The organism is Sinorhizobium sp. M4_45, from assembly GCF_002885915.1.
Lineage (GTDB): Bacteria > Pseudomonadota > Alphaproteobacteria > Rhizobiales > Rhizobiaceae > Sinorhizobium > Sinorhizobium meliloti_A.
The window spans coordinates 12,987-33,405 of the sequence record NZ_NWVE01000009.1 but is presented as its reverse complement, the minus strand read 5'-3'; the positions used below and the strand labels follow the sequence as shown (position 1 = coordinate 33,405).

At 62.4% G+C, this 20,419-nt stretch carries 19 protein-coding genes and 1 pseudogene; 10 read left to right on the top strand and 10 right to left on the bottom strand.

Annotated elements, in window-relative coordinates; translation table 11 throughout:
- Positions 1 to 446: 446 nt before the first annotated feature.
- Complete coding sequence (locus tag CN933_RS22810; protein ID WP_102762474.1) at positions 447 to 1,961, top strand: DEAD/DEAH box helicase; 1,515 nt, start codon at positions 447 to 449, stop codon at positions 1,959 to 1,961.
- 140 nt (positions 1,962 to 2,101) lie between these two features.
- Here CN933_RS22810 and CN933_RS22805 read toward each other — a convergent pair whose 3' ends face one another.
- The 3 genes and pseudogenes from CN933_RS22805 to CN933_RS22800 all read right to left on the bottom strand — a co-directional run bounded on the left by CN933_RS22805 (position 2,102) and on the right by CN933_RS22800 (position 3,769).
- Entirely contained in the window at positions 2,102 to 2,557 is a 456-nt protein-coding gene (locus tag CN933_RS22805; RefSeq protein WP_100670080.1) for a DUF411 domain-containing protein, read from the bottom strand.
- Positions 2,554 to 2,751 (bottom strand): annotated as a pseudogene (locus CN933_RS31340) (efflux RND transporter permease subunit); the annotation flags it as partial. The gene CN933_RS22805 and the pseudogene CN933_RS31340, both read right to left, overlap by 4 nt.
- A 97-nt stretch (positions 2,752 to 2,848) precedes the next feature.
- Positions 2,849 to 3,769, bottom strand: a complete 921-nt coding sequence (locus tag CN933_RS22800) for a DMT family transporter (protein ID WP_102762473.1) — start codon at positions 3,767 to 3,769, stop codon at positions 2,849 to 2,851.
- Between CN933_RS22800 and CN933_RS31605 the strand changes: the two genes are divergently transcribed.
- The 4 genes from CN933_RS31605 to CN933_RS22785 all read left to right on the top strand — a co-directional run bounded on the left by CN933_RS31605 (position 3,768) and on the right by CN933_RS22785 (position 7,325).
- Positions 3,768 to 3,941, top strand: a complete 174-nt coding sequence (locus CN933_RS31605) for a hypothetical protein (protein WP_018098312.1) — start codon at positions 3,768 to 3,770, stop codon at positions 3,939 to 3,941. The two genes, CN933_RS22800 and CN933_RS31605, sit on opposite strands and share 2 nt — an antisense overlap.
- Before the next feature lie 208 nt (positions 3,942 to 4,149).
- Entirely contained in the window at positions 4,150 to 5,544 is a 1,395-nt protein-coding gene (locus tag CN933_RS22795; protein WP_164866842.1) for a circularly permuted type 2 ATP-grasp protein, read from the top strand.
- A 4-nt stretch (positions 5,545 to 5,548) separates the two neighbouring features.
- On the top strand, positions 5,549 to 6,490 hold the full coding sequence (locus tag CN933_RS22790; RefSeq protein ID WP_102762471.1) for an alpha-E domain-containing protein: 942 nt from the start codon (positions 5,549 to 5,551) through the stop codon (positions 6,488 to 6,490).
- Between the two features lie 16 nt (positions 6,491 to 6,506).
- Complete coding sequence (locus tag CN933_RS22785; protein WP_102762470.1) at positions 6,507 to 7,325, top strand: transglutaminase family protein; 819 nt, start codon at positions 6,507 to 6,509, stop codon at positions 7,323 to 7,325.
- Positions 7,326 to 7,762: 437 nt separating this feature from the next.
- Here the strand turns inward: CN933_RS22785 and araD are convergent, their stop codons facing one another.
- From araD to chvE, 6 genes are all read right to left on the bottom strand, one after another.
- Complete coding sequence (araD, locus tag CN933_RS22780; RefSeq protein WP_018098306.1) at positions 7,763 to 9,502, bottom strand: L-arabinonate dehydratase; 1,740 nt, start codon at positions 9,500 to 9,502, stop codon at positions 7,763 to 7,765.
- A 57-nt stretch (positions 9,503 to 9,559) separates the two neighbouring features.
- Positions 9,560 to 10,993 carry an aldehyde dehydrogenase family protein gene (locus CN933_RS22775; RefSeq protein ID WP_102762469.1) on the bottom strand — a complete coding sequence of 478 codons (1,434 nt, stop codon included), beginning with the start codon at positions 10,991 to 10,993 and terminating at the stop codon, positions 9,560 to 9,562.
- A 72-nt stretch (positions 10,994 to 11,065) separates the two neighbouring features.
- A complete protein-coding gene (gene araD1, locus CN933_RS22770) occupies positions 11,066 to 12,061 on the bottom strand; it encodes an AraD1 family protein (RefSeq protein WP_102762621.1) in 996 nt (331 codons plus the stop codon).
- Between the two features lie 146 nt (positions 12,062 to 12,207).
- Positions 12,208 to 13,422, bottom strand: a complete 1,215-nt coding sequence (mmsB, locus tag CN933_RS22765) for a multiple monosaccharide ABC transporter permease (protein ID WP_018098303.1) — start codon at positions 13,420 to 13,422, stop codon at positions 12,208 to 12,210.
- A complete protein-coding gene (gene mmsA / locus CN933_RS22760; RefSeq protein ID WP_018098302.1) occupies positions 13,422 to 14,957 on the bottom strand; it encodes a multiple monosaccharide ABC transporter ATP-binding protein in 1,536 nt (511 codons plus the stop codon). The genes mmsB and mmsA overlap by 1 nt, the downstream gene beginning before the upstream one ends.
- A 191-nt stretch (positions 14,958 to 15,148) precedes the next feature.
- On the bottom strand, positions 15,149 to 16,216 hold the full coding sequence (gene chvE / locus CN933_RS22755) for a multiple monosaccharide ABC transporter substrate-binding protein (protein ID WP_100670072.1): 1,068 nt from the start codon (positions 16,214 to 16,216) through the stop codon (positions 15,149 to 15,151).
- 272 nt (positions 16,217 to 16,488) lie between these two features.
- Here chvE and CN933_RS22750 point away from each other — a divergent pair, with 272 nt between their 5' ends.
- Together CN933_RS22750 and CN933_RS22745 are read left to right on the top strand one after the other, a co-directional pair.
- Positions 16,489 to 17,469, top strand: a complete 981-nt coding sequence (locus tag CN933_RS22750) for a LysR family transcriptional regulator (protein ID WP_100670719.1) — start codon at positions 16,489 to 16,491, stop codon at positions 17,467 to 17,469.
- Between the two features lie 64 nt (positions 17,470 to 17,533).
- A complete protein-coding gene (locus CN933_RS22745; protein WP_102762468.1) occupies positions 17,534 to 17,986 on the top strand; it encodes a hypothetical protein in 453 nt (150 codons plus the stop codon).
- A 3-nt stretch (positions 17,987 to 17,989) separates the two neighbouring features.
- Here CN933_RS22745 and CN933_RS22740 read toward each other — a convergent pair whose 3' ends face one another.
- Positions 17,990 to 18,232: a hypothetical protein gene (locus CN933_RS22740; RefSeq protein WP_026168958.1), complete on the bottom strand. Its 243-nt coding sequence runs from the start codon at positions 18,230 to 18,232 to the stop codon at positions 17,990 to 17,992.
- Between the two features lie 214 nt (positions 18,233 to 18,446).
- On the opposite strand from CN933_RS22740, the gene CN933_RS22735 reads away from it, so the two are divergent.
- The 3 genes from CN933_RS22735 to iolG all read left to right on the top strand — a co-directional run bounded on the left by CN933_RS22735 (position 18,447) and on the right by iolG (position 20,383).
- On the top strand, positions 18,447 to 18,701 hold the full coding sequence (locus CN933_RS22735) for a type II toxin-antitoxin system Phd/YefM family antitoxin (protein ID WP_018098297.1): 255 nt from the start codon (positions 18,447 to 18,449) through the stop codon (positions 18,699 to 18,701).
- On the top strand, positions 18,701 to 19,108 hold the full coding sequence (locus CN933_RS22730; protein ID WP_102762467.1) for a type II toxin-antitoxin system VapC family toxin: 408 nt from the start codon (positions 18,701 to 18,703) through the stop codon (positions 19,106 to 19,108). Before CN933_RS22735 ends, CN933_RS22730 begins: the two co-directional genes overlap by 1 nt.
- Positions 19,109 to 19,390: 282 nt before the next feature.
- Entirely contained in the window at positions 19,391 to 20,383 is a 993-nt protein-coding gene (iolG, locus tag CN933_RS22725; protein ID WP_102762466.1) for an inositol 2-dehydrogenase, read from the top strand.
- Positions 20,384 to 20,419 lie beyond the last annotated feature (36 nt).

The window sequence follows — 20,419 nt, the reverse complement described above, 5'->3', positions numbered from 1 at the left end:
GAGGTCAAGCGGCTAGATTGTACGCTCAGGCCCTTCTTCTGCAAGGGGAACATAGGTGACGTGCTGCTTCTTTGCCGGCTGTCGCCGCGGATGCCGGCGTGTGGTCCATGCCCTTTCGCCGGGGGCGACGTTTCGCCTGCCGGCGCGACGAGACGGCATGCTTTCGCACCTGCGAAAAGATGCAGCTTGACTTTCCGGCGCAAAACAACGATCTAAGGCCTGCGTCACCTTCCGGCCGCCGCGTGAGCGCGCCCTCGGCATCACTTCGAAGCCGTGAAGAAGGAAAAGCGCGAAACATCGCCGCCCTCCGCGGCAGCACAGGCGCCTGACGATTTTCTATTAACCCACAAGTTCCCAATTCACGCGGGGTTCTTGACGCCAGATGACACCGGAACCGCATCCTGCTGTTCCGGCGAGAGCGTTTGGCGCCCCGAAAGGTATATGCATTGACCACTTTCAAAGAGCTTGGGCTCTCCGAGCACATTGTGGCGACACTCTCCGCCAATGGTTTCGAAAAGCCGACGCCCATCCAGGCTCAAGCCATTCCGCTGGTCCTGAAAGACCATGACCTCATCGGCCTTGCGCAGACGGGCACCGGCAAGACCGCTGCATTCGGCCTGCCGATGATCGAAAAGCTCGTCGCCGATGGCAGACGCCCCGATCCGCGCAACATCCGCGCGCTCGTGCTTGCCCCCACGCGCGAACTGGTGAATCAGATCGCGACCAACCTGAAGCTTTTCGTGAAGAAGAGCCCGCTGAAGATCGGCCTCGTCGTCGGTGGCGTTTCGATCAACAAGCAGACCGAACAGCTCGCCCGTGGCGTCGACATTCTCGTCGCGACCCCTGGCCGCCTGCTCGACCTCGTTTCGCGCAAGGCGGTGACGCTGACCCAGGCTCGCTATCTCGTTCTCGACGAGGCCGACCAGATGCTTGACCTCGGCTTCATCCATGACCTGCGCAAGATTTCCAAGCTGGTGCCGAAGAACCGTCAGACGCTGCTCTTCTCGGCAACCATGCCCAAGCTGATTGCCGAGCTTGCCGGCGAATACCTGACCGACCCGGTCAAGGTCGAAGTCTCGCCTCCGGGCAAAGCCGCCGACAAGGTCGAACAATATGTGCATTTCGTCCCCGGCAAGGACCTGAAGACGACGATCCTGAAGCAGACTCTGACTGCCAATCCCGATGGGCTGTCGCTGATTTTCAGCCGCACCAAGCATGGCGCCGAGAAGTTGATGAAGCATCTCGACCATGTCGGCTTCAAGGCCGCCTCGATCCATGGCAACAAGAGCCAGGGTCAGCGGGAGCGTGCGCTGAAGTCATTCCGCGACGGTGAGATCCGCGTGCTCGTGGCGACGGACGTGGCCGCCCGCGGGATCGACATTCCGGGCGTCACCCACGTCTACAACTACGACCTGCCGGAAGTGCCCGACGCCTATGTGCACCGTATCGGCCGTACGGCCCGCAACGGCCGCGACGGCATCGCGATCGCCTTCTGCGCGCCGGACGAAATCCGCCTGCTCCGTGACATCGAAAAGCTGATGGGCATCCAGATCGCTGTCGCCAGCGGCGAAGCGCCGGCCGACCAGGCCCGCCCCTCCAAGGGCCGTGGCGGCCGCGGCAACGGTCAGCCTCGCGGTAACGGCCAGCCTCGCGGCAATGGCGCAGGACAGCGCCAGGGCGGACCTCGCCGCGATCGGCCGCAGCGCCAGGCGGCAGCGGGCGGATTCGCCGGCGGCGACCTGCTGCGCGACGAGCGCTCGCACGAGCGCCGCGACCAGCGCGCTGCCGGGCATGGACCGGCGGACGGAAGGCCGGAAGGCCACCGCAATCACAAGGCGCAGAAGCACCATGGGCGGCCCGGACCGCAGCAGGCCGGCCGCCGCGGAAGCGAACAGTCCGGCGAACGTAATGGCGGCGGCAATCGACCGCAGCGTGCCGACGGTCGCGGCCATCAGCGCTAGAGCACTTCGAGGATAAGTGCGTAGCGTCAAAGACTTAGAATGTTTGGTGCTTCAATGCATTGGACGCTCTTAGGCGCCAAGCGTCGTCGAAACGGCGGGTAGATCCCCGCCGTTTCGACACCCTGCATCACCTGCGCCGGTCAGCCCTTGGGCCTGACGGACTGGTAGATCGCGCTGGTGCCGTCCCTGTTCACCGCGAACACGTCATAGGATGCGCGAGGGTCGTCTCCCATGCCTAGCGATCCGACGGGCATGCCCGGGACCGCGATGCCGGCAATGTCTGGACGCTCGGCGAGAAGCCTTTCGACGGCATCGAGCGGCACGTGGCCCTCCACGTAATAACCGCCGACCACGGCGGTATGGCAACCCTGCATCTCATCCGGGATCGCATGGCGCTGCTTGATCGCAGACAGGTCGTCGACGTTCTCGATCTTTACCTGGAAGCCGGCTCCCTTCATCGCCGCGGCCCACTCATGGCAGCAGCCGCAATTGGGGTCCTTGTAGACGACCATTTCACGCCCGGCTGCCAAGGCTGGCCCGATCATCCAAACCGACGCGGTCGCGGCCGCGGAAATCAGAAACGCTCTTCTTCTCATCGCTGCTCTCCATTGTACGCGTGTTGTGCGGCATTGAAATGGTCGGCTTTCGTCGATGCACCCGGTGAGGGCAGCCGCCAGCCCTTCACGACGCCATAAACGGCCGGAATGACCACCAAGGTGAGGATCGTTGAGGATACCATTCCGCCGATCATCGGGACAGCGATCCGCTGCATGACCTCCGACCCGGACCCGGCCGGACCCGTTCGACCGCCCCGACCATGAGTTGCGGCCGACGATACCGGGCGGTGCGATCGACAGGGCTTCGAGTGCACCCCGTCATCGCGTTCGTCAAACCGCCTGCGCTTCCTTTGCGCTGTCGCTCGCGGCTGTTCCGTTGGCCGGCTTGCGGTTGGTGAGATAGACCCCTGTGACGGCAATTACCGTGCCGATGATCATGGGCCAGGTCAGCGCTTCTCCGAAGAACAGGGCCGCCTCGCCGGCGGCAAGCGGCGGCACCAGATAAATCAGCGATGCCGCGCGCGATACCTGCCCGCGCCGAATGAGATAGAGCAGGAGTGCGATCGCTCCCATCGAGAGGCCCAGCACCGACCAGGCGAGCGCCGCGACAAGTTCGATATTCCAGGTGACCCGCAGGTCCTCGAGCATGAGCGCCAGAGGGATGGTCACGAGGAGCGCTCCCACGTATTGCAACGCTGCAATCGACCGGATGTCGCCAGTCTGCAGGTACCGTTTCTGATAGAGCGTCCCGTAGGTGACGGCGGCCATGCCGAGAACGTTGACGGCCAGCGGCAGCAGGTGGATCGGCGTTGCGGCCGAGTCGATCGCCAGCATTTTCGGCGCAACCGCAAGCGCGATGCCGCAAAAGCCGAGGATAAGGCCCAGCTTCTGCTGGCCCGCCAGCTTCTCGCCGATCAGCCAAGGCGCGATCGCAGCCGTCATCAGGGGTTGCAAGCCGGCAATGATGCCGGAGATCGCCGCGGGCACACCCTGCCCGATCGCCCACCATACGGCACCGAGATAGAGGCCGTGGAGAAAGACGCCGGACACGACGGCATGGCCGATCGCCGTCGCCGAGCGGGGCCAGCGCGCGCCGCTCAGGAGACAGAAGCCGATGAAGAGCAGAATGGCGAAGCTATAGCGCAGCGCCAGGAAGGTCAGCGGATCGGCGAAGATAGCCGCATATTTTGCAACGACCCAGCCTGTCGACCAGAGCAGCACGAAGATGGCCGGGGCCAGGCGGGCGAGCATGAAATCGTTCCTGAGCAAATGGATAGGGGACGATCCGGGCAGGATCGCCGCTGCCGCGATAGAGCGGCGACAGCGCCCGGTCAAAGGAATTTTTCTGATCGATACTATCAGCGAATCGGAATGGCCGCTCCACAACCTGCTGAACGCGTTTTCGCGAATACCATGGGCCTAAAATCCGGGCATCAGCCTGTTTTTTCTGCGCAGCCCGAAGTCCGGGCTGTGCGTGCCGCTGCCCCGGTTTTCGCCCGGAAACGCTGAAAACGGCCGCGCCGCCACCCGCCAAATTCTTCGATCGCAAATGTGCACGCTTCTTGCATTGCACTCTGCGTTGTATTCAAATGGTCGAAAATAAGGGGATCACGCCTTTGGTATTTGACGAAATGATCAATGCGGACAGCAGTCCGCGCCAGCCATATTCGACCTATCATCAATGGTATGCCAGTCAGGACAGAAACCGGCTCATCGCGAAATCGAAGGAAGCCGAAAAGATTTTTCGCAAGACGGGCATCACCTTCGCAGTCTACGGACACGCGGATTCCTCCGAAAAACTGATTCCCTTCGATCTCATACCCCGCATCATCTCCGGGCGCGAATGGCGCCGGCTCGCCCAAGGCATCGAACAGCGCGTCATCGCGCTCAACGCCTTTCTCGACGACATCTATCACAAGCAGGAGATCATCCGCGCCGGTCGCATCCCGCGCGAACTGATCGAGAAGAACGACGCCTTCCTCCCGCAGATGATCGGCTTCCGGCCGCCGGGCGGCGTCTACACTCACATCGTCGGGACCGACATCGTACGCACCGGCGAAGACCAGTACTATGTTCTGGAGGACAATGCCCGCACGCCCTCCGGCGTCAGCTACATGCTGGAAAACCGCGAAACCATGATGCAGATGTTTCCGGAGCTGTTTCACCAGAACCGCGTGCGGCCGGTGGAGAATTATCCCAATCTGCTTCGCCAGAGCCTTTCCTCGCTCGCTCCGGCCGGCTGCGAGGGCAAGCCGCGCGTTGCCGTCCTCACGCCCGGGATCTACAACTCGGCCTTCTACGAGCACGCGTTCCTGGCGGATATGATGGGCGTCGAACTGGTGGAGGGCTCGGACCTGCGCGTCATCGACGGCAGGGTGAAGATGCGCACGACGCGCGGCTACGAGGCGATCGACGTACTTTACCGGCGCGTCGACGACGATTTCCTCGACCCCCTCACCTTCCGCCCGGATTCCGCCCTCGGGATACCGGGGATCATGGATGTCTATCGCGCCGGCAACATCACCATCGCCAATGCCCCCGGCACCGGCATTTCCGACGACAAGGCGATCTATTCCTACATGCCGGAAATCGTCGAGTTCTATACCGGCCGCAAACCCCTGCTCGAGAACGTGCCCACCTGGCGCTGCTCGGAACCGGAGAGCCTCAAATACGTGCTCGAGCATCTCGCCGAGCTCGTCGTCAAGGAGGTTCACGGCTCCGGCGGCTACGGCATGCTCGTCGGCCCGACCGCGACAAAAATGGAATGTGCAGCCTTTGCCGAGAAGCTCAAATCCCGCCCCGGCAACTACATCGCCCAGCCGACATTGTCGCTCTCGACGGTGCCCATCATGGTCAAAAAGGGCATTGCGCCGCGCCACGTCGATCTGCGTCCCTATGTGCTCGTCTCCGACAAGGTTCAGATCATTCCGGGCGGCCTGACCCGCGTGGCCTTGAAAGAAGGCTCCCTGGTGGTGAATTCCAGCCAGGGCGGCGGGACCAAGGATACCTGGGTGCTGGAGGACTGAGGCCATGCTGGGAAGGACTGCGAACGGCCTCTACTGGATGTTCCGCTATATCGAGCGCGCGGAGAACAGCGCCCGCCTCATCGATGCCGGATTGCGCATGTCGCTCACGCGCAGCGAATCGGCCGAAGACGACTGGGACGGGGTGCTGCAAAGCGCGGACGTGCGAGAGCTCTATGACCAGATCCACGAAGGATTGACCAGCGGCGACGCGATCGACTTCCTCCTGCGTGACCGCGCCAACCCGTCAAGCGTGATGTCGTGCATCGAGGCCGGGCGCAACAACGCCCGCATGGTCCGCACTGCGCTCACGCGCGAGACATGGGAAGCGATCAACGAATGCTGGATCGAAATGAAGGGGATCCTCGCCAGGAGGGCAAAGACCACCGACATGCCGGAGATCATCGATACGATCAAACGGCGGGCCGGGCTTATCCGGGGCGCCTTCCACGGCACGATGCTCAGGAACGAGATCTTCAACTTCTCTCGCATCGGCACCTTCATCGAGAGGGCCGACAACACCGCACGCATCCTCGACGTCAAATATTACGTGCTACTGCCGGCAGTCTCCGCGGTCGGATCGTCCATGGACAACGTCCAGTGGGAATCGATCCTGCGCTCGGTCTCCGCACACCGCTCCTATGGCTGGGTCTATGATGCCGAACTCAGGCCCGCAAATATTGCCGACTTCCTGATCGCAAACGGCCGCATGCCGCGCTCGCTGGCCTATTGCTACGACAAGCTCGTCTCCAATCTCGGTTATCTCGCGCGCGAATACGGCGAGCGGCACGCGGCCCACGAGACCGCCGAGCAGACGCTCGGCTTGCTGCGCAGCCAGTCGATCGCGGAAATCATGGATCAGGGGCTACACCAATATCTCAAGGAGTTCATCAGCCAGAACAATCGCCTCGGCCGGGAAATCTCAGATGGTTACCGGTTCTATCAATGAGCTTCAGGGGGCGTAGATGTATCTGAAAATCAGCCACACGACCGAGTATCATTACGACCAACCGGTACAATACGCATTGCAGCGACTGCGCCTTACGCCGGTGAATCTGCCGGGCCAGACGGTGCGGAACTGGAAGACGCTGGTGGACGGGGCAGCCATCGAAGTGAGCTATGACGACCAGTTCGGCAACCGCACGCATCTCGTCAGCGTCGACGCCGATCGAACGACCCTTTGCGTAGAGGCGAGAGGCGAAGTCGAAACGGAAGACCGGGCCGGCGTATTCGGCGCTCACCAGTCCTATGTACCGCTGTGGCTCTACGCCCGCGAAACCCCGCTGACCAAGCCGGGCAAGCGGATCCGCGAGCTCGCGAAAGCCGCCGGAGGCGCCACTGAACTCGAGCGCATGCACGCGCTTATGGCGATCATTCACGAGACCGTACGCTACGAACCGGGCGAGACCCAGGTCGGGACCTCCGCCGAGGAGGCGCTGGAGCGCGGCAAGGGCGTATGCCAGGATCATGCCCATATCCTGATCTCCGCCGCGCGCACCCTTGGCCTGCCGGCACGCTACGTCTCCGGCTATCTCATGATGGAGGATCATCCGCAGCAGACCGCAAGCCACGCCTGGGCCGACGTGCACATTGCAGGCCTTGGCTGGGTCGGGTTCGATCCCGCCAACAAGGTCTGCCCGGACGACCGCTATGTCCGCATCGCCTCGGGACTATGTTACCGCGATGCTTCGCCGGTTTCGGGACTGGTGCACGGTACAGGCACCGAGACCCTGAAGGTGGCCGTGACGGTCGAGCAACAAGGACAGAGCCAAGCTCAGAATTGAAGCGGCCCTTAGAGCACTTCCGGGAGAAGTGTGTAACGGGATTTCCGTCCGCAAGTGCGTCGATCAAAATGGATAGAGCATTTCAGTGTTTCCATTGAAATGCTCTGTTGTGGAAGTACCTGGATCATTTCCCGTTTCATTGAACGCGGGAAAGGATCCAGGCAGGCCTCCAAGCTCCACTTACCGCGATGCAGTCGACTGCAGGATCCGGCAAAGAGCGACCAGTCCCCGGTCATAGCCGCCACTGACGACATCACGGCAGCGCTTCAGTACCGTGCGCCGCTCGTTGGGGGACATGGCGTTGAAAGCTGCGATCGGAGTTTGGCCGGGGTGCCCATCCCACAACTTGTCGAGGCGGCGCAGTACGCAACCGCCCCGTTCGGTGATGAGGTTGCGGCGGAGACTCGTACCCGAACGCTCCGCCGCGGTTCATCGCATCAGTGGCTGTCGCGCTCGACCACCGATCCACGCGCGCCGACAAGGAAGTCCAGATCGGCGCCGGAATCCGCCTGCATTACGGTCTTGAGATAGAGACCGCCATAGCCGCCCGTGAGCGGTTTTACCGGCGATACCCAGGCCGCACGGCGTCGTGCAAGTTCCTCGTCGGAAACATGGAGATGCAGCGTGCGGTTCGGGATGTCGACCTCGATCATGTCGCCATTCTCGACGAGCGCCAGGGGTCCGCCTTCCGCAGCTTCCGGCGCGGTATGAAGGATGACGGTGCCGTAGGCCGTACCCGACATGCGCGCATCGGAAATGCGGATCATGTCGGTGATCCCCTTCTTCAATACCTTCGGCGGCAGGCCCATATTGCCGACCTCGGCCATGCCCGGATAGCCCTTGGGACCGCAATATTTCAGTACCATGATGCAGGTCTCGTCGATGTCGAGATCCTCACGGTTGATGCGTGCGTGATAGTCCTCGATGCTTTCGAATACGACCGCACGGCCCTTGTGCTGCATAAGGTGCGGCGAGGCGGCCGAAGGTTTTAGAACAGCACCGCGCGGCGCCAGATTGCCGCGCAGGACGGCGATGCCGCCCGATTTCGTCAGCGCCTTTTCCCGCGGCAGGATCACGTCCTCGTTGTAGTTCACGACGGCCTTGACGTCGTTCCAGATCGTGTCGCCGCTGACGGTGATGGCATCGTTGTGCAGGAGGCCCATCTCCGCGACCGCCTTGATCACGACCGGCAGACCGCCGGCATAATAGAACTCCTCCATCAGATATTTGCCGGAGGGCTGCAGGTTAACGATGGTCGGCACATCGCGGCCGAGCCTGTCCCAATCGTCCAGCGAAAGATCGACGCCGACACGGCCCGCAAGCGCGAGCAGATGCAGCACCGCATTGGTCGAGCCGCCGACGGCGCCGTTGACGCGGATCGCGTTCTCGAATGCCTCCTTGGTCAGGATGTCGGAGGGCTTCAGGTCCTCCTTGACCATTTCGACGATGCGGCGGCCGGTAAGCTGCGAAATCACCCGGCGGCGCGCATCGACCGCGGGAATGGCCGCATTGCCGGAAAGCGTCATGCCGAGCGCTTCGGCCATCGACGCCATGGTCGAGGCCGTGCCCATGGTCATACAGCTTCCCGCGGAACGGGCCATGCCCTGCTCGGCGTCCATGAACTCCTCCAGCGACATCTCGCCGGACTTCACCATTTCGGAAAACTGCCAGATCGCCGTGCCGGACCCGACGTCCTTGCCGCGCCACTTTCCATTGAGCATGGGTCCGCCGGATACGACGATCGCCGGAATGTCCACGCTTGCCGCACCCATCAACAGGCTGGGCGTGGTCTTGTCGCAGCCGCCGAGCAGGACGACGCCATCGACCGGATTGCCGCGGATCGATTCTTCGACATCCATCGCCGCCAGGTTGCGGAACATCATCGCCGTTGGGCGCAACGTGCTTTCACCGGTCGAGAAGACCGGGAATTCCACCGGGAAGCCCCCCGCCTCGTAAACCCCGCGCTTCACACGCTCGGCGAGGTCGCGCAGATGCGCATTGCAGGGCGTGAGCTCGGACCAGGTGTTGCAGATGCCGATGATCGGCCGCCCGTCGAAGGTGTCGGCGGGAAGCCCCTGGTTCTTCATCCAGGAGCGATGCATGATGGCATTCTTGCCAGTACCGCCGAACCACTCCTGCGAACGGAGCTTGCGCGGCCACTCAGCTTTCTTCTTCATTTCTTCCTTCCTTGCGCCCTGCGCGGGCTGGACATGCCGGCTTTACGCCCGGTTTCTTCAGGCAAGCGTGTAGGCTGTCTTGACGTTGGTGTAGAACTCTGCGGCGTATTTGCCCTGCTCGCGCGGGCCGTAGGAGGAAGCCTTGCGGCCGCCGAACGGCACGTGGAAATCGACCCCCGCCGTCGGCAGGTTGACCATCACCATGCCGGCTTCGGCATTGCGCTTGAAGTGCGTCGCATGCTTCAGGCTGGTGGTGGCGATGCCCGAAGACAGGCCGAACGGCGTGTCGTTGGCAACAGTGAGCGCCTCGTCGTAATCCTTGACGCGGATGACGGCCGCGACCGGCCCGAAGATTTCCTCGCGCGAGATGCGCATCTGGTTGGTCGCCTCGGTAAACAGCGCCGGCTGCAGATAGAAGCCGGGCGTGTCGCGCGAGATCACCTCGCCGCCGAAGGCGAGCTTGGCGCCCTCCTGCTTGCCGATGGCGATATAGTCGGTGTCCTGGTTGAGCTGGCTCTGATCGACCACCGGACCGATATGGGTGCCGGCCTTCAGCGCGTCGTCGACGACGAGACCCTTGATCCGCTCACCCATCGCGGCGACGAACCGGTCGTGAATGCCCTCGGTAACGATGATGCGCGAGGAGGCGGTGCAGCGCTGGCCGGTCGAGAAGAAGGCGGAGTTGACCGCCGCTTCCACGGCGACGGACAGATCGGCATCGTCGAGCACGACGAACGGGTTCTTGCCGCCCATCTCCAGCTGGTACTTGCGGTTATGTTCGACCGAGGCGACGGCCACCCGCTTCCCGGTGGCGGTCGAGCCGGTGAAGGTGATGGCGTTGACGTCGGGGCTGTCGAGCATTGCCTGGCCGACGACGGAGCCCTTGCCCATGACGAGGTTCAGGACGCCCTTCGGCAGACCCGCGCGATGGAGGATATCGACGATCGCCCACGAACAGCCCGGTACCAGCTCTGCCGGCTTGAAGACGACGGTGTTGCCGTAAGCCAAAGCCGGGGCGATCTTCCAGGCGGGAATGGCGATCGGGAAGTTCCAGGGCGTGATGATGCCGACGACGCCGACCGGGTCGCGGGTGATCTCGACGCCGATCCCCGGCCGGACCGACGGGACGACCTCACCCGCAAGACGCAGGGTTTCCCCGGCAAAGAACTCGAAGATCTGGCCGGCGCGCACCGTCTCTCCGATACCTTCGGCGAGCGTCTTGCCCTCTTCTCGAGAAAGGAGGCGCCCGAGCTCGTCCTTGCGCGCCAGGATCTCGTCGGCGGTCTTCTTCAGGATCGCATGGCGTTCGAGAATGCCGGAGCGCGACCAGGCGGGAAAGGCGGCCTTGGCCGCGGCGATCGCGGCTTTCGCGTCTTCGGCGCTGGCGCGTGCATATTCGCCGACGACATCATCGGTGTTCGACGGATTGATGTTCGCAACGCCGTCTCCGCCGACCCATTCGCCGGCGATCAGGTTCTGGTGAAGTGTCATGGGCTTCAGCCTCCTTGTCTTCTTGCCGCAAGCGGCCGCGGTCACTGCCTCGCGCTTGCCATTGGAGATATGTCAGAGCTGGTGGACAGCGACCTCTTCCTCCGCCGCGATCGCCAGCGGATTGCGCAGTGGCAGGCCGAATTCCTTGGCTTCGATCTCGAATACGTCTCCCTCCTCCGTGCGGATGCCGTCGCCGAAAGAGAGCGTCGCCGTGCCGAACATGTGGACGTGGATGTCTCCCGGTGCACGGAAGAGGCCGTACTTGAAATGGTGATATTCGAGATTGGCGAAGCTGTGCGACATGTTCGCCTCACCGGAAAGGAAAGGCTTCTCCCACAGCACCTTGCCGCCCCGAAGGATGCGCGATGCCCCGCGAATATCCTCTGGAGCCGCGCCGATGCGGATTTCCGGTCCGAAGCTCGCCTGTCTGAGCTTCGAATGTGCGAGCCACAGATAATTGACCCGCTCGGTCTTGTGATCTGAGAACTCGTTGGCAACCGCAAAGCCGAGCCGGAAGGGTTCGCCCTTGTCGGAGATCACATAGATGCCGGCCATTTCGGGCTCTTCTCCGCCATCCTCGGCAAAGGACGGAGACACGAGCGGCTCGCCGGGGGCCACAGCCGTGGTACCGTTGCCCTTGTAGAACCATTCCGGCTGCACGCCCTTCTCACCGGACTTCGGCTTGCCGCCTTCGAGCCCCATGCGGAACATCTTCATCGAGTCGGTCAGCGTTTCCTCGGCGGCTTCCGTCGCCTTCTTGTGCATCGCGTCGCGGGTTGCAGCGGAGCCAAGATGCGTGAGCCCGGTCCCCGTCAGATGCAGATGGGCGGGATCGGGATGCGTGATCGGGGAAAGCAGCCGCCCCTGGGAATAGGCTTCCTCGAGATCGATCGTTTCGCCAAGGCCCTTGGCGTCGACGACGTCCCTGAGGCTCCTGCCGCTATTGGCCGCTTCCATCGCCAGAGCATAGACGCTCTCCGCTCCCCTGACGGCACGCGCCGTCTCGCCCGGGGCCCGCACGGCGACGATAACCGAACCGTCTTCTTTCCTGACCTGAGAAATCAGCACGTTCTGTCCTTCCTGATGAATTGGCTCCCACAATGCCTTCCCTTGCGGAAAAGCAACGCTTCGCCCGAGAGGGGCTTACGCCACCCGGTTACGGCAAACATGCCGCGTTTTTCTGTTGCGATCATCGGGGGCCGAGCGGAAGCCGGTCAGCCCTTGCCCTTGTTCTTGTTGTAAACGTCGAAGAACACGGCTGCGAGCAGCACGAGGCCCTTGATCAATTGCTGGTAGTCGATGCCGATGCCCATGATAGACATGCCGTTGTTCATCACGCCCATGATGAAAGCGCCGATCACCGCACCGGTGATCTTGCCGACGCCACCCGAGGCAGACGCCCCGCCGATGAAGCAGGCCGCGATCACGTCGAGTTCGAAGCCGACCCCGGCCTTCGGGGTCGCCGAATTCAGACGCGCGGTGATGATCATGCCGGCAAGCGCCGCGAGCGCGCCCATGTTCACGAAGGCGTAGAAGGTCAGCCGCTCGGTATTGATGCCGGAGAGCTTGGTCGCCTTCTCGTTGCCACCCATCGCGTATATCCGCCGGCCGATCGTCGAGCGCGTGGTGACGAAGGTATAGACGGCGATCAGCACGCCCATGACGACCAGGACGTTGGGCAGGCCCCGATAGGTCGAAAGCTGGAAGCCGAGGAACAGGGCCACCAGGCTGATGACCGCCATCTGGATCGCGAAGAAGGCGAACGGCTCGTTCTCCGTGCCGTGCTGGTCGTTGATCCGGCGGTTGCGAATCCCGGCAAAGATCGCATAGCCGACGAGCAACAGCACGGCGACCAGCGCGACCATGTTCTTGATCGTCTCCGGGCTCGGGTTGAGGAAATAAAGGAAGTCGGGAATGAATCCGGTCGAGAGAATCTGGAAGTCCTTCGGAAACGGTCCGATCGGGCGGCCGCCGAGGACCACATAGGTCATTCCCCGGAACACCAGCATGCCGGCCAGCGTGACGATGAAGGCCGGAATCTTCTGATAGGCGACCCAGTAGCCCTGCGCCGCGCCCATGATGCCGCCGACGATCAGGCAGGCGGGAATGACCACGAAGGCAGGCAAGCCCCATTTGACGAGCATGATCGCCGAAATCGCGCCGATGAAGGCCACGATGGAGCCGACCGACAGATCGATGTGCCCGGCAACGATGATCAACAGCATGCCCAGCGCCATGATGACGATGAACGAGTTCTGCAGCACCAGGTTCGTGATGTTGACGGGCCTGAAGAGGACGCCGTTGGTGACGAACTGGAAGAACAGCATGATGATGACGAGCGCGACCAGCAGGCCGTATTCGCGAATGTTGTTCCTGAGGTAGTCACCGATCGACGGTTTGGTGGTTTCGGTGCTCGTATCGGCGACCATTAGTGTTTCTCCCCTGAACGCATGATGGCGCGCATGATCGATTCCTGGCTTGCTTCCTCCTTGGAAAGCTCGGCCACTATGCGCCCCTCGTTCATGACATAGATGCGATCGCAGGTCCCGAGCAGCTCCGGCATCTCCGACGAGATCATCAGGATGCCTTTGCCCTCGGCCGCGAGCTGGTTGATGATGGTGTAGATCTCATACTTCGCGCCGATATCGATACCGCGCGTCGGCTCATCGAGTATGAGGACTTCGGGGTTGGTGAACAGCCACTTGGACAGGACGACCTTCTGCTGGTTCCCGCCGGAGAGATTGACCGTCTCCTGATAGATCGAATGGGAACGGATGCGGAGCTTCGAGCGATACTCGGCGGCGACCTTGCGTTCCTTGCGCTCGTCGATGACGCCGTTCGATGCGACCGCGTGCAGGTTGGCGAGCGTGGTGTTGTGCATGATGTTGTTGATCAGCACGAGACCGAGCTGCTTGCGGTCCTCCGTTACATAGGCGAGACCGGCCTTGATGGCCTTGGGAATCGTGCTCACGTCCACCGGCCGGCCATGCATCGTCACCTCGCCGGTGATCTTGTGGCCCCAGGACTTGCCGAAGAGGCTCATCGCCGTCTCGGTGCGTCCGGCGCCCATCAGTCCGGCGATGCCGACGACCTCGCCGGCGCGCACCTTGAAGCTGACGTCGTGCAGAAACTGCCGGTCGCGGTGATGCTGATGATAGACGTTCCAGTTCTTCACCTCGAGCAGCGTGTCGCCGATCTTCGGTTCGCGCGGCGGATAGCGGTCTTCCATGGCCCGGCCGACCATGCCGTTGATGATCCGGTCCTCGCTGATGTCTTCCTTATGACAGTCGAGCGTCTCTACCGTTCCGCCGTCGCGCAGGATGGTGATCTGATCGGCAACCTTCTTAATCTCGTTGAGCTTGTGAGAGATGATGATCGACGTCATGCCCTGGCTGCGGAACTCCATGAGCAGCTTCAAAAGCGCGTCGGAGTCGTTTTCGTTGAGGGATGCGGTCGGCTCGTCGAGGATCAGCAGGCGGACTTTCTTCGAAAGCGCCTTGGCAATCTCCACCAGCTGCTGCTTGCCGACGCCGATGTCGGTGATCAGCGTCGTGGGAGACTCGTTCAGGCCCACTTTCTTCAGGAGTTCCTGGGTGCGGGCAAAGGTCTGCGGCCAGTGAATGACGCCCTTTTCGGCCACCTCGTTGCCGAGAAAGATGTTCTCGGCGATCGAAAGCAGCGGAACGAGCGCCAGTTCCTGATGGATGATGATGATGCCGAGCTCTTCGCTGTCCGAGATCGTGCTGAACCGGCGAGGCTCGCCGTCGTAATGGATCTCGCCCTCATAGGTACCGGCCGGATAGACGCCGCTCAGCACCTTCATCAAGGTCGACTTGCCGGCGCCGTTTTCCCCGACAAGCGCGTGGATCTCGCCTTCGCGGACCTTGAACGAGACATTGTCCAGGGCCTTGACGCCCGGAAACGTCTTCGTGATGCCCCGCATTTCAAGAATGATATTGTCCATACTCAGCCATTCCAGCTGCAGTCGGAGAGACTGCAGGCGCTCTCCCGTGCTGCGCGGTTCTTTCGACCGGCTCCGATACGAAATAAAACCACGCGGCGGGCCAAAGTGCTACAGCGACATTGCGACGAGACGCATGCCGCCTGGATTAAGAGGGTGCGCGAGCTTGTCGCGCACCCTCCCGGTTCGCCGCATCAGTTGTTGAGCTGATCTTCCGTGTAGTAGCCGGAACCGACGAGAACCTCCTTGGCATTGGACTTGTCGACGGAAACGGGCTTCAGGAGGTAGGACGGAACGACCTTGACGCCGTTTTCGTAGGTCTTCGTGTCGTTGACCTCAGGCTCCTTGCCATCCATGATCGCGTTGACCATGTTGACGGTGACCTTGGCGAGTTCACGGGTGTCCTTGAAGACCGTGGAATACTGTTCGCCGGCGAGGATCGACTTGACCGACGGCAGTTCGGCGTCCTGACCGGTGACGATCGGCATCGGCATGTCGCCGGAGCCGTAACCGACGCCCTTCAGAGCCGAAATGATGCCGATCGACAGACCATCATAGGGCGACAGAACGCCATCGACCTTCGCGTCGGTATAGGCGGACGACAGAAGATTTTCCATGCGGGCCTGGGCCACGGCGCCGTCCCAGCGCAGCGTGCCGACCTGGTCCATGCCCATCTGGCCGGACTTGACGACGATCTTGCCGCTGTCGATCAGAGGCTGCAGAACGGACATCGCGCCGTCGTAGAAGAAGAAGGCGTTGTTGTCGTCCGGCGAGCCGCCGAAAAGTTCGATGTTCTTCGGCTCGGTGGCACTGTCGAGTTTCAGGCCTTCGACGAGCGAGGTCGCCTGCAGCACGCCGACCTGGAAGTTGTCGAAGGTGGCGTAATAGTCGACATTGCCGGAATCGCGGATCAGGCGGTCATAGGCGATGACCTTGACGCCGGCATCGGCCGCCTTCTGCAGGATGTCGGAGAGCGTCGTGCCGTCGATGGCGCCGATGACGAGAACCTTCGCGCCCTTGGTCACCATGTTCTCGATTTGCGCCAACTGGTTCGGAATGTCATCGTCGGCGAACTGCAGGTCCGGCGTATAGCCGGCTTCCTTGAACAGCTTCTCCATGGTCTCGCCGTCGGAGATCCAGCGCGTCGACGTCTTGGTCGGCATGGAGATGCCGACCATGCCCTTTTCCTGGGCGACTGCCGGCGCGGCGAAGCCAGCGACCGTGATCGCCGCAGCCGCGAGAAGCGAAGTAAAGAATTTCATCAGATCTCTCCCTGAGTGTTGAACCGGCAGGCACGGGGCCTCCGTCTATGCGCAGCGACCACCGTCGCGAGCGTGACCCCCGGCGGTGGTTCAAGATAAAGGAAGCCCTCCCCGTCTTATCATACTCCCGCATGCGCTGGCGCATATGCTGGGAAACTGGAATCAATTGCCATAACTGTCAAATACAATATCGCTTTGCATGCATACCAAAATTGATATATCGCTCTAAAAGAGTGTGATTTTTGAAACTCTTGAAAACGGAACCCAATGCGATGCTCGATGGCAGGCAGAATGCAGCCGGGCTTACGGGAGAACTGCTGGAGACGGGGCTTTTCCGCTCCGGCTTGAAGATCAACCACTTGCGGCTCATCCTGGCGATCGACGACCATCGGCGCATCAGCGCCGCGGCCGACTCGCTTGGGATTTCGCAGCCGGCAGCCTCACGCATGCTGGCGGAGATCGAAGCGATCGTGAAGGCGCCGATATGCGAGCGGGTGGCGCGCGGCGTCGAACTGACCCGCTACGGCGAGGCGCTGGCACGCCGGGCCCGCACCATCTTCCTCGAGTTGCGCGAGGCTGCGCGCGAGATCAACGAGCTGAAGACCGGCAGCGGCGGGTCGGTTTCGCTCGGATCGGTCACCGGCCCGGGGCTCAATCTCGCAGTGCCGGCGATCCGCCAGGTGTCGACGGCCTATCCCGGCATCGAGATCAACGTTCAGATCGACAACAGCAACGTGCTGACGCGGGAGCTTCTGGCGGCGCGGCACGATTTCATCGTCGGGCGGATCCCCGACGACCTCAATCCGCGGCTGTTCAACCTGGTCGAAATCGGTTTCGAGGAGGTCTGCCTCATCGTCCGGGAGGGCCACCCGCTGTTGGACAAGGCGTCGGCCAGCGCCCACGACCTCCCAGGCTACGACTGGGTGTTCCAGCCGCCCGGTACACTGCTTCGACGCGCGGTCGAAGACAGTTTCGCTTCCGCCGGCGTCCGGCTTCCGGCGACGGTCATCAATACTTCATCGACCATCCTGACGCTGTCGATCGTGCGGAACACCAATGCGATCGCTCCCGTTGCGCTCGACGTCGCCAGGCTGGTCGCGGGCAACGGCACGGAAGCCGGCGAGATCCGGATTTTGCCGACCGAATTTGCGATCCGCATCAAACCCTATGGGCTGATCACCGCCGAAGGTCGGGCCCTCCCCCCGAGCGCAAAGCTGCTTTACGATCTGATCCTGAAGCAGAGCAGGGCGTGATCAGGTCCGCATAATCTTGATATCGCAAGCTCCGGCCAACTCAGTGCCTGTCCGGAGAGACTTGATGTTCGGCATGTCGGTATTCCACTCGGTGCTCGAGCGCCTCAAGGCCGAGCAGGACGACGGGCTGTCGGACGAGGCCAGCGACGGATGGCGGGGCACCGCCATCGGCGCGGCGCCGGGCTTCGTTGCCGAAAACGCGGCCCACACCTGGGCATCCCGCAGCGCGGTGGAGCAGGCCTATCGCGCAGTGGCGGCGGAGGAACGATCCGAACCGTTCTCCATGCCCGATCATCTGAAGCGCACAGGCCTTGCGGAGGTCGCCTCCGAGCTCGCGCTGGGCGAAACGGAAACCGCGCTGACGCTCGCCGCCAAGCGGAGGCGTTTCGCCGCGGCGAATCATCCCGACAGGCTGCCGGTGGAAGCGCGGCTCAATGCGACCTTGCGCATGAAGCTTGCTAACATGCTTATCGACGAGGCTTTGAGGCGGATCGAAGGGCGGAAGGTGACTGGATAAGCGTCAGTTCGTTCCGTCGGTGGTGTCGCCGGCGGCTTCGCCTTTGCTCTGGCTCTCCTCCTTCGGTCGGTAAAAGAGGAGAAGGGACGCGCCCGCATAGGCGGTCACGACCATAAAGATCGTCCCCCACATCACCTGCCCGCCGTAGAATTCCACCGCCGTCCACACGGCGCAGAACACGATGATCAGCAGCCGGATCCACAAGGGACGATAGAAGGGGTGATCCGGATCGATGAATTTGATCATCCTGGTTCCTCTGGGAGACTTGATATCGAATTCATCTACTGCACATTTCCGCAATGAGAGCAAATGCAGCAAAAGCGCGCAGAGATCTGCCGTTCGGCGGCGCAGAACGAAGCGGACGATTTCCGCATTTCCGCTGCTCGTAACAGAGCGGCACTTCAAATCGTTGGCAAACGGGCCTATAAGCTAGACAGGCTAGCTAGGTTGGAGCAAAATAATGGATTGGCAGCTGCAGGACGCGAAGAACCACTTCTCGAAAGTGGTGCAGAAGGCGCGCAACGAAGGGCCGCAGATCGTCACGCTGCGTGGCGAGCGCACGGCCGTGGTGCTGTCCGCCCGCGACTATGACGCTCTGCGCGCCGGCCGGCCGACCCTGGTCGACGATCTGCTTGGCGGTCCCCCTTGGGACGATGAGCTCGCCGATGCCATCGAAGCGCGCGCCAAAACGCCGAGTCGCGGCGTGGCCTTCTGATGTATCTGGTTGACACCAACATCGTTTCGGAGGCGCGACGCGGCACGCCGCAGGCGCTGTCCTGGTTGCGTTCCGTCGATCCGCTCAGCATCCATCTGAGTGCCCTGACCCTTGGCGAGATCATGCGCGGCATCGCACTGAAACAGAAGTCGGATCCGAAGGCTGCCGCTCACCTCACCGAATGGCTGCGCAAGCTGCGCCACGACCATGGCGACCGCATCCTTCCGGTGACCGACCAGATCGCCGTCGAATGGGGCCGCATCGCCGCGATTCGGTCGCGTGGCGATATTGACGGGCTCCTCGCCGCGACCGCGATCGTCCACGATCTGATCCTCGTCACGCGCAACGTCAGGGATTTTGAAGACACGGGCGCGTCCGTGATCAATCCTTGGGAGACACCGGCGTGAGCGGCTCGGCAACGGGCCGCCCGCAACCGCCAGAAGCCGGTCTCTCCCGGCCGGACCTCTTTCGCTCGATCAGGGCCGGGGTGAGGACTTGGGGCCGGACCGGTGAACCGACCGCGGTTGACACTTGACGGCGCCAAGCCGATTGGAATAAATATTCCGCATAGGCAATAATTAGCCGTTTCATTCCAGTTCCTCCGCGGATGGCCCGCGACGCCTTTGCGCGATGAGCGTCAATCATCGTGTGCCAACCCGGTCGCGCACCGGAATTCAAGGACGACAGTGATGACAGTGAGATTTGGTCTTCTGGGCGCCGGGCGTATCGGCAAGGTTCATGCGAAAGCCGTCAGCGGCAATGCCGATGCCCGCCTCGTCGCGGTGGCGGATGCCTTTCCGGCCGCCGCGGAAGCGATCGCCGGCGCCTATGGCTGCGAAGTCCGGACGATCGATGCGATCGAGGCCGCCGGCGACATCGACGCCGTGGTGATCTGCACGCCGACGGATACCCATGCCGATCTGATCGAGCGCTTCGCCCGTGCCGGCAAGGCAATCTTCTGCGAGAAGCCGATCGATCTCGACGTCGAGCGCGTCAGGGGCTGCCTGAAGGTCGTATCCGAGACCAAGGCCAAGCTGATGGTCGGCTTCAACCGTCGTTTCGACCCGCATTTCATGGCCGTACGCAAGGCGATCGACGACGGGCGCATCGGCGAGGTCGAGATGGTGACGATCACCTCGCGCGATCCCGGTGCGCCGCCGGTCGACTACATCAAGCGTTCGGGCGGGATCTTCCGGGACATGACGATCCATGATTTCGACATGGCGCGTTTCCTGCTGGGCGAGGAGCCCGTTTCCGTCACCGCGACTGCGGCCGTGCTCGTCGACAAGGCGATCGGCGAAGCCGGCGACTATGACAGCGTCTCGGTCATCCTGCAGACGGCATCCGGCAAGCAGGCGATCATCTCGAACTCGCGCCGCGCCACCTATGGTTACGACCAGCGTATCGAGGTTCACGGCTCCAAGGGCGCCGTCGCCGCTGAAAACCAGCGCCCCGTTTCGATCGAGATCGCGACCGGCGAAGGCTACACGCGCCCGCCGCTGCACGATTTCTTCATGACGCGCTACACGGAAGCCTACGCCAACGAGATCGAAAGCTTCATCGCCGCAATAGAAAAAGGCGCCGAGATCGCCCCGTCGGGCAAGGACGGCCTTGCCGCGCTGGCGCTCGCCGATGCGGCAGTCCGCTCCGTTGAGGAAAAGCGCCAGATCAGCATCGCCTGACGACCTGCCGCCCTATTGAAAAGACAGGCCGGGCGG

Bases quoted from the DNA above. Each gene is read 5' to 3' on its own strand.
- CN933_RS22805 (WP_100670080.1), bottom strand. From the start codon at position 2,557: ATGAGAAGAAGAGCGTTTCTGATTTCCGCGGCCGCGACCGCGTCGGTT.
- CN933_RS31605 (WP_018098312.1), top strand. From the start codon at position 3,768: ATGAAATCGTTCCTGAGCAAATGGATAGGGGACGATCCGGGCAGGATC.
- CN933_RS22800 (WP_102762473.1), bottom strand. From the start codon at position 3,769: ATGCTCGCCCGCCTGGCCCCGGCCATCTTCGTGCTGCTCTGGTCGACA.
- CN933_RS22795 (WP_164866842.1), top strand. From the start codon at position 4,150: ATGATCAATGCGGACAGCAGTCCGCGCCAGCCATATTCGACCTATCAT.
- CN933_RS22790 (WP_102762471.1), top strand. From the start codon at position 5,549: ATGCTGGGAAGGACTGCGAACGGCCTCTACTGGATGTTCCGCTATATC.
- CN933_RS22785 (WP_102762470.1), top strand. From the start codon at position 6,507: ATGTATCTGAAAATCAGCCACACGACCGAGTATCATTACGACCAACCG.
- araD (WP_018098306.1), bottom strand. From the start codon at position 9,502: ATGAAGAAGAAAGCTGAGTGGCCGCGCAAGCTCCGTTCGCAGGAGTGG.
- CN933_RS22775 (WP_102762469.1), bottom strand. From the start codon at position 10,993: ATGACACTTCACCAGAACCTGATCGCCGGCGAATGGGTCGGCGGAGAC.
- mmsB (WP_018098303.1), bottom strand. From the start codon at position 13,422: ATGGTCGCCGATACGAGCACCGAAACCACCAAACCGTCGATCGGTGAC.
- mmsA (WP_018098302.1), bottom strand. From the start codon at position 14,957: ATGGACAATATCATTCTTGAAATGCGGGGCATCACGAAGACGTTTCCG.
- chvE (WP_100670072.1), bottom strand. From the start codon at position 16,216: ATGAAATTCTTTACTTCGCTTCTCGCGGCTGCGGCGATCACGGTCGCT.
- CN933_RS22750 (WP_100670719.1), top strand. From the start codon at position 16,489: ATGCTCGATGGCAGGCAGAATGCAGCCGGGCTTACGGGAGAACTGCTG.
- CN933_RS22745 (WP_102762468.1), top strand. From the start codon at position 17,534: ATGTTCGGCATGTCGGTATTCCACTCGGTGCTCGAGCGCCTCAAGGCC.
- CN933_RS22740 (WP_026168958.1), bottom strand. From the start codon at position 18,232: ATGATCAAATTCATCGATCCGGATCACCCCTTCTATCGTCCCTTGTGG.
- CN933_RS22735 (WP_018098297.1), top strand. From the start codon at position 18,447: ATGGATTGGCAGCTGCAGGACGCGAAGAACCACTTCTCGAAAGTGGTG.
- CN933_RS22730 (WP_102762467.1), top strand. From the start codon at position 18,701: ATGTATCTGGTTGACACCAACATCGTTTCGGAGGCGCGACGCGGCACG.
- iolG (WP_102762466.1), top strand. From the start codon at position 19,391: ATGACAGTGAGATTTGGTCTTCTGGGCGCCGGGCGTATCGGCAAGGTT.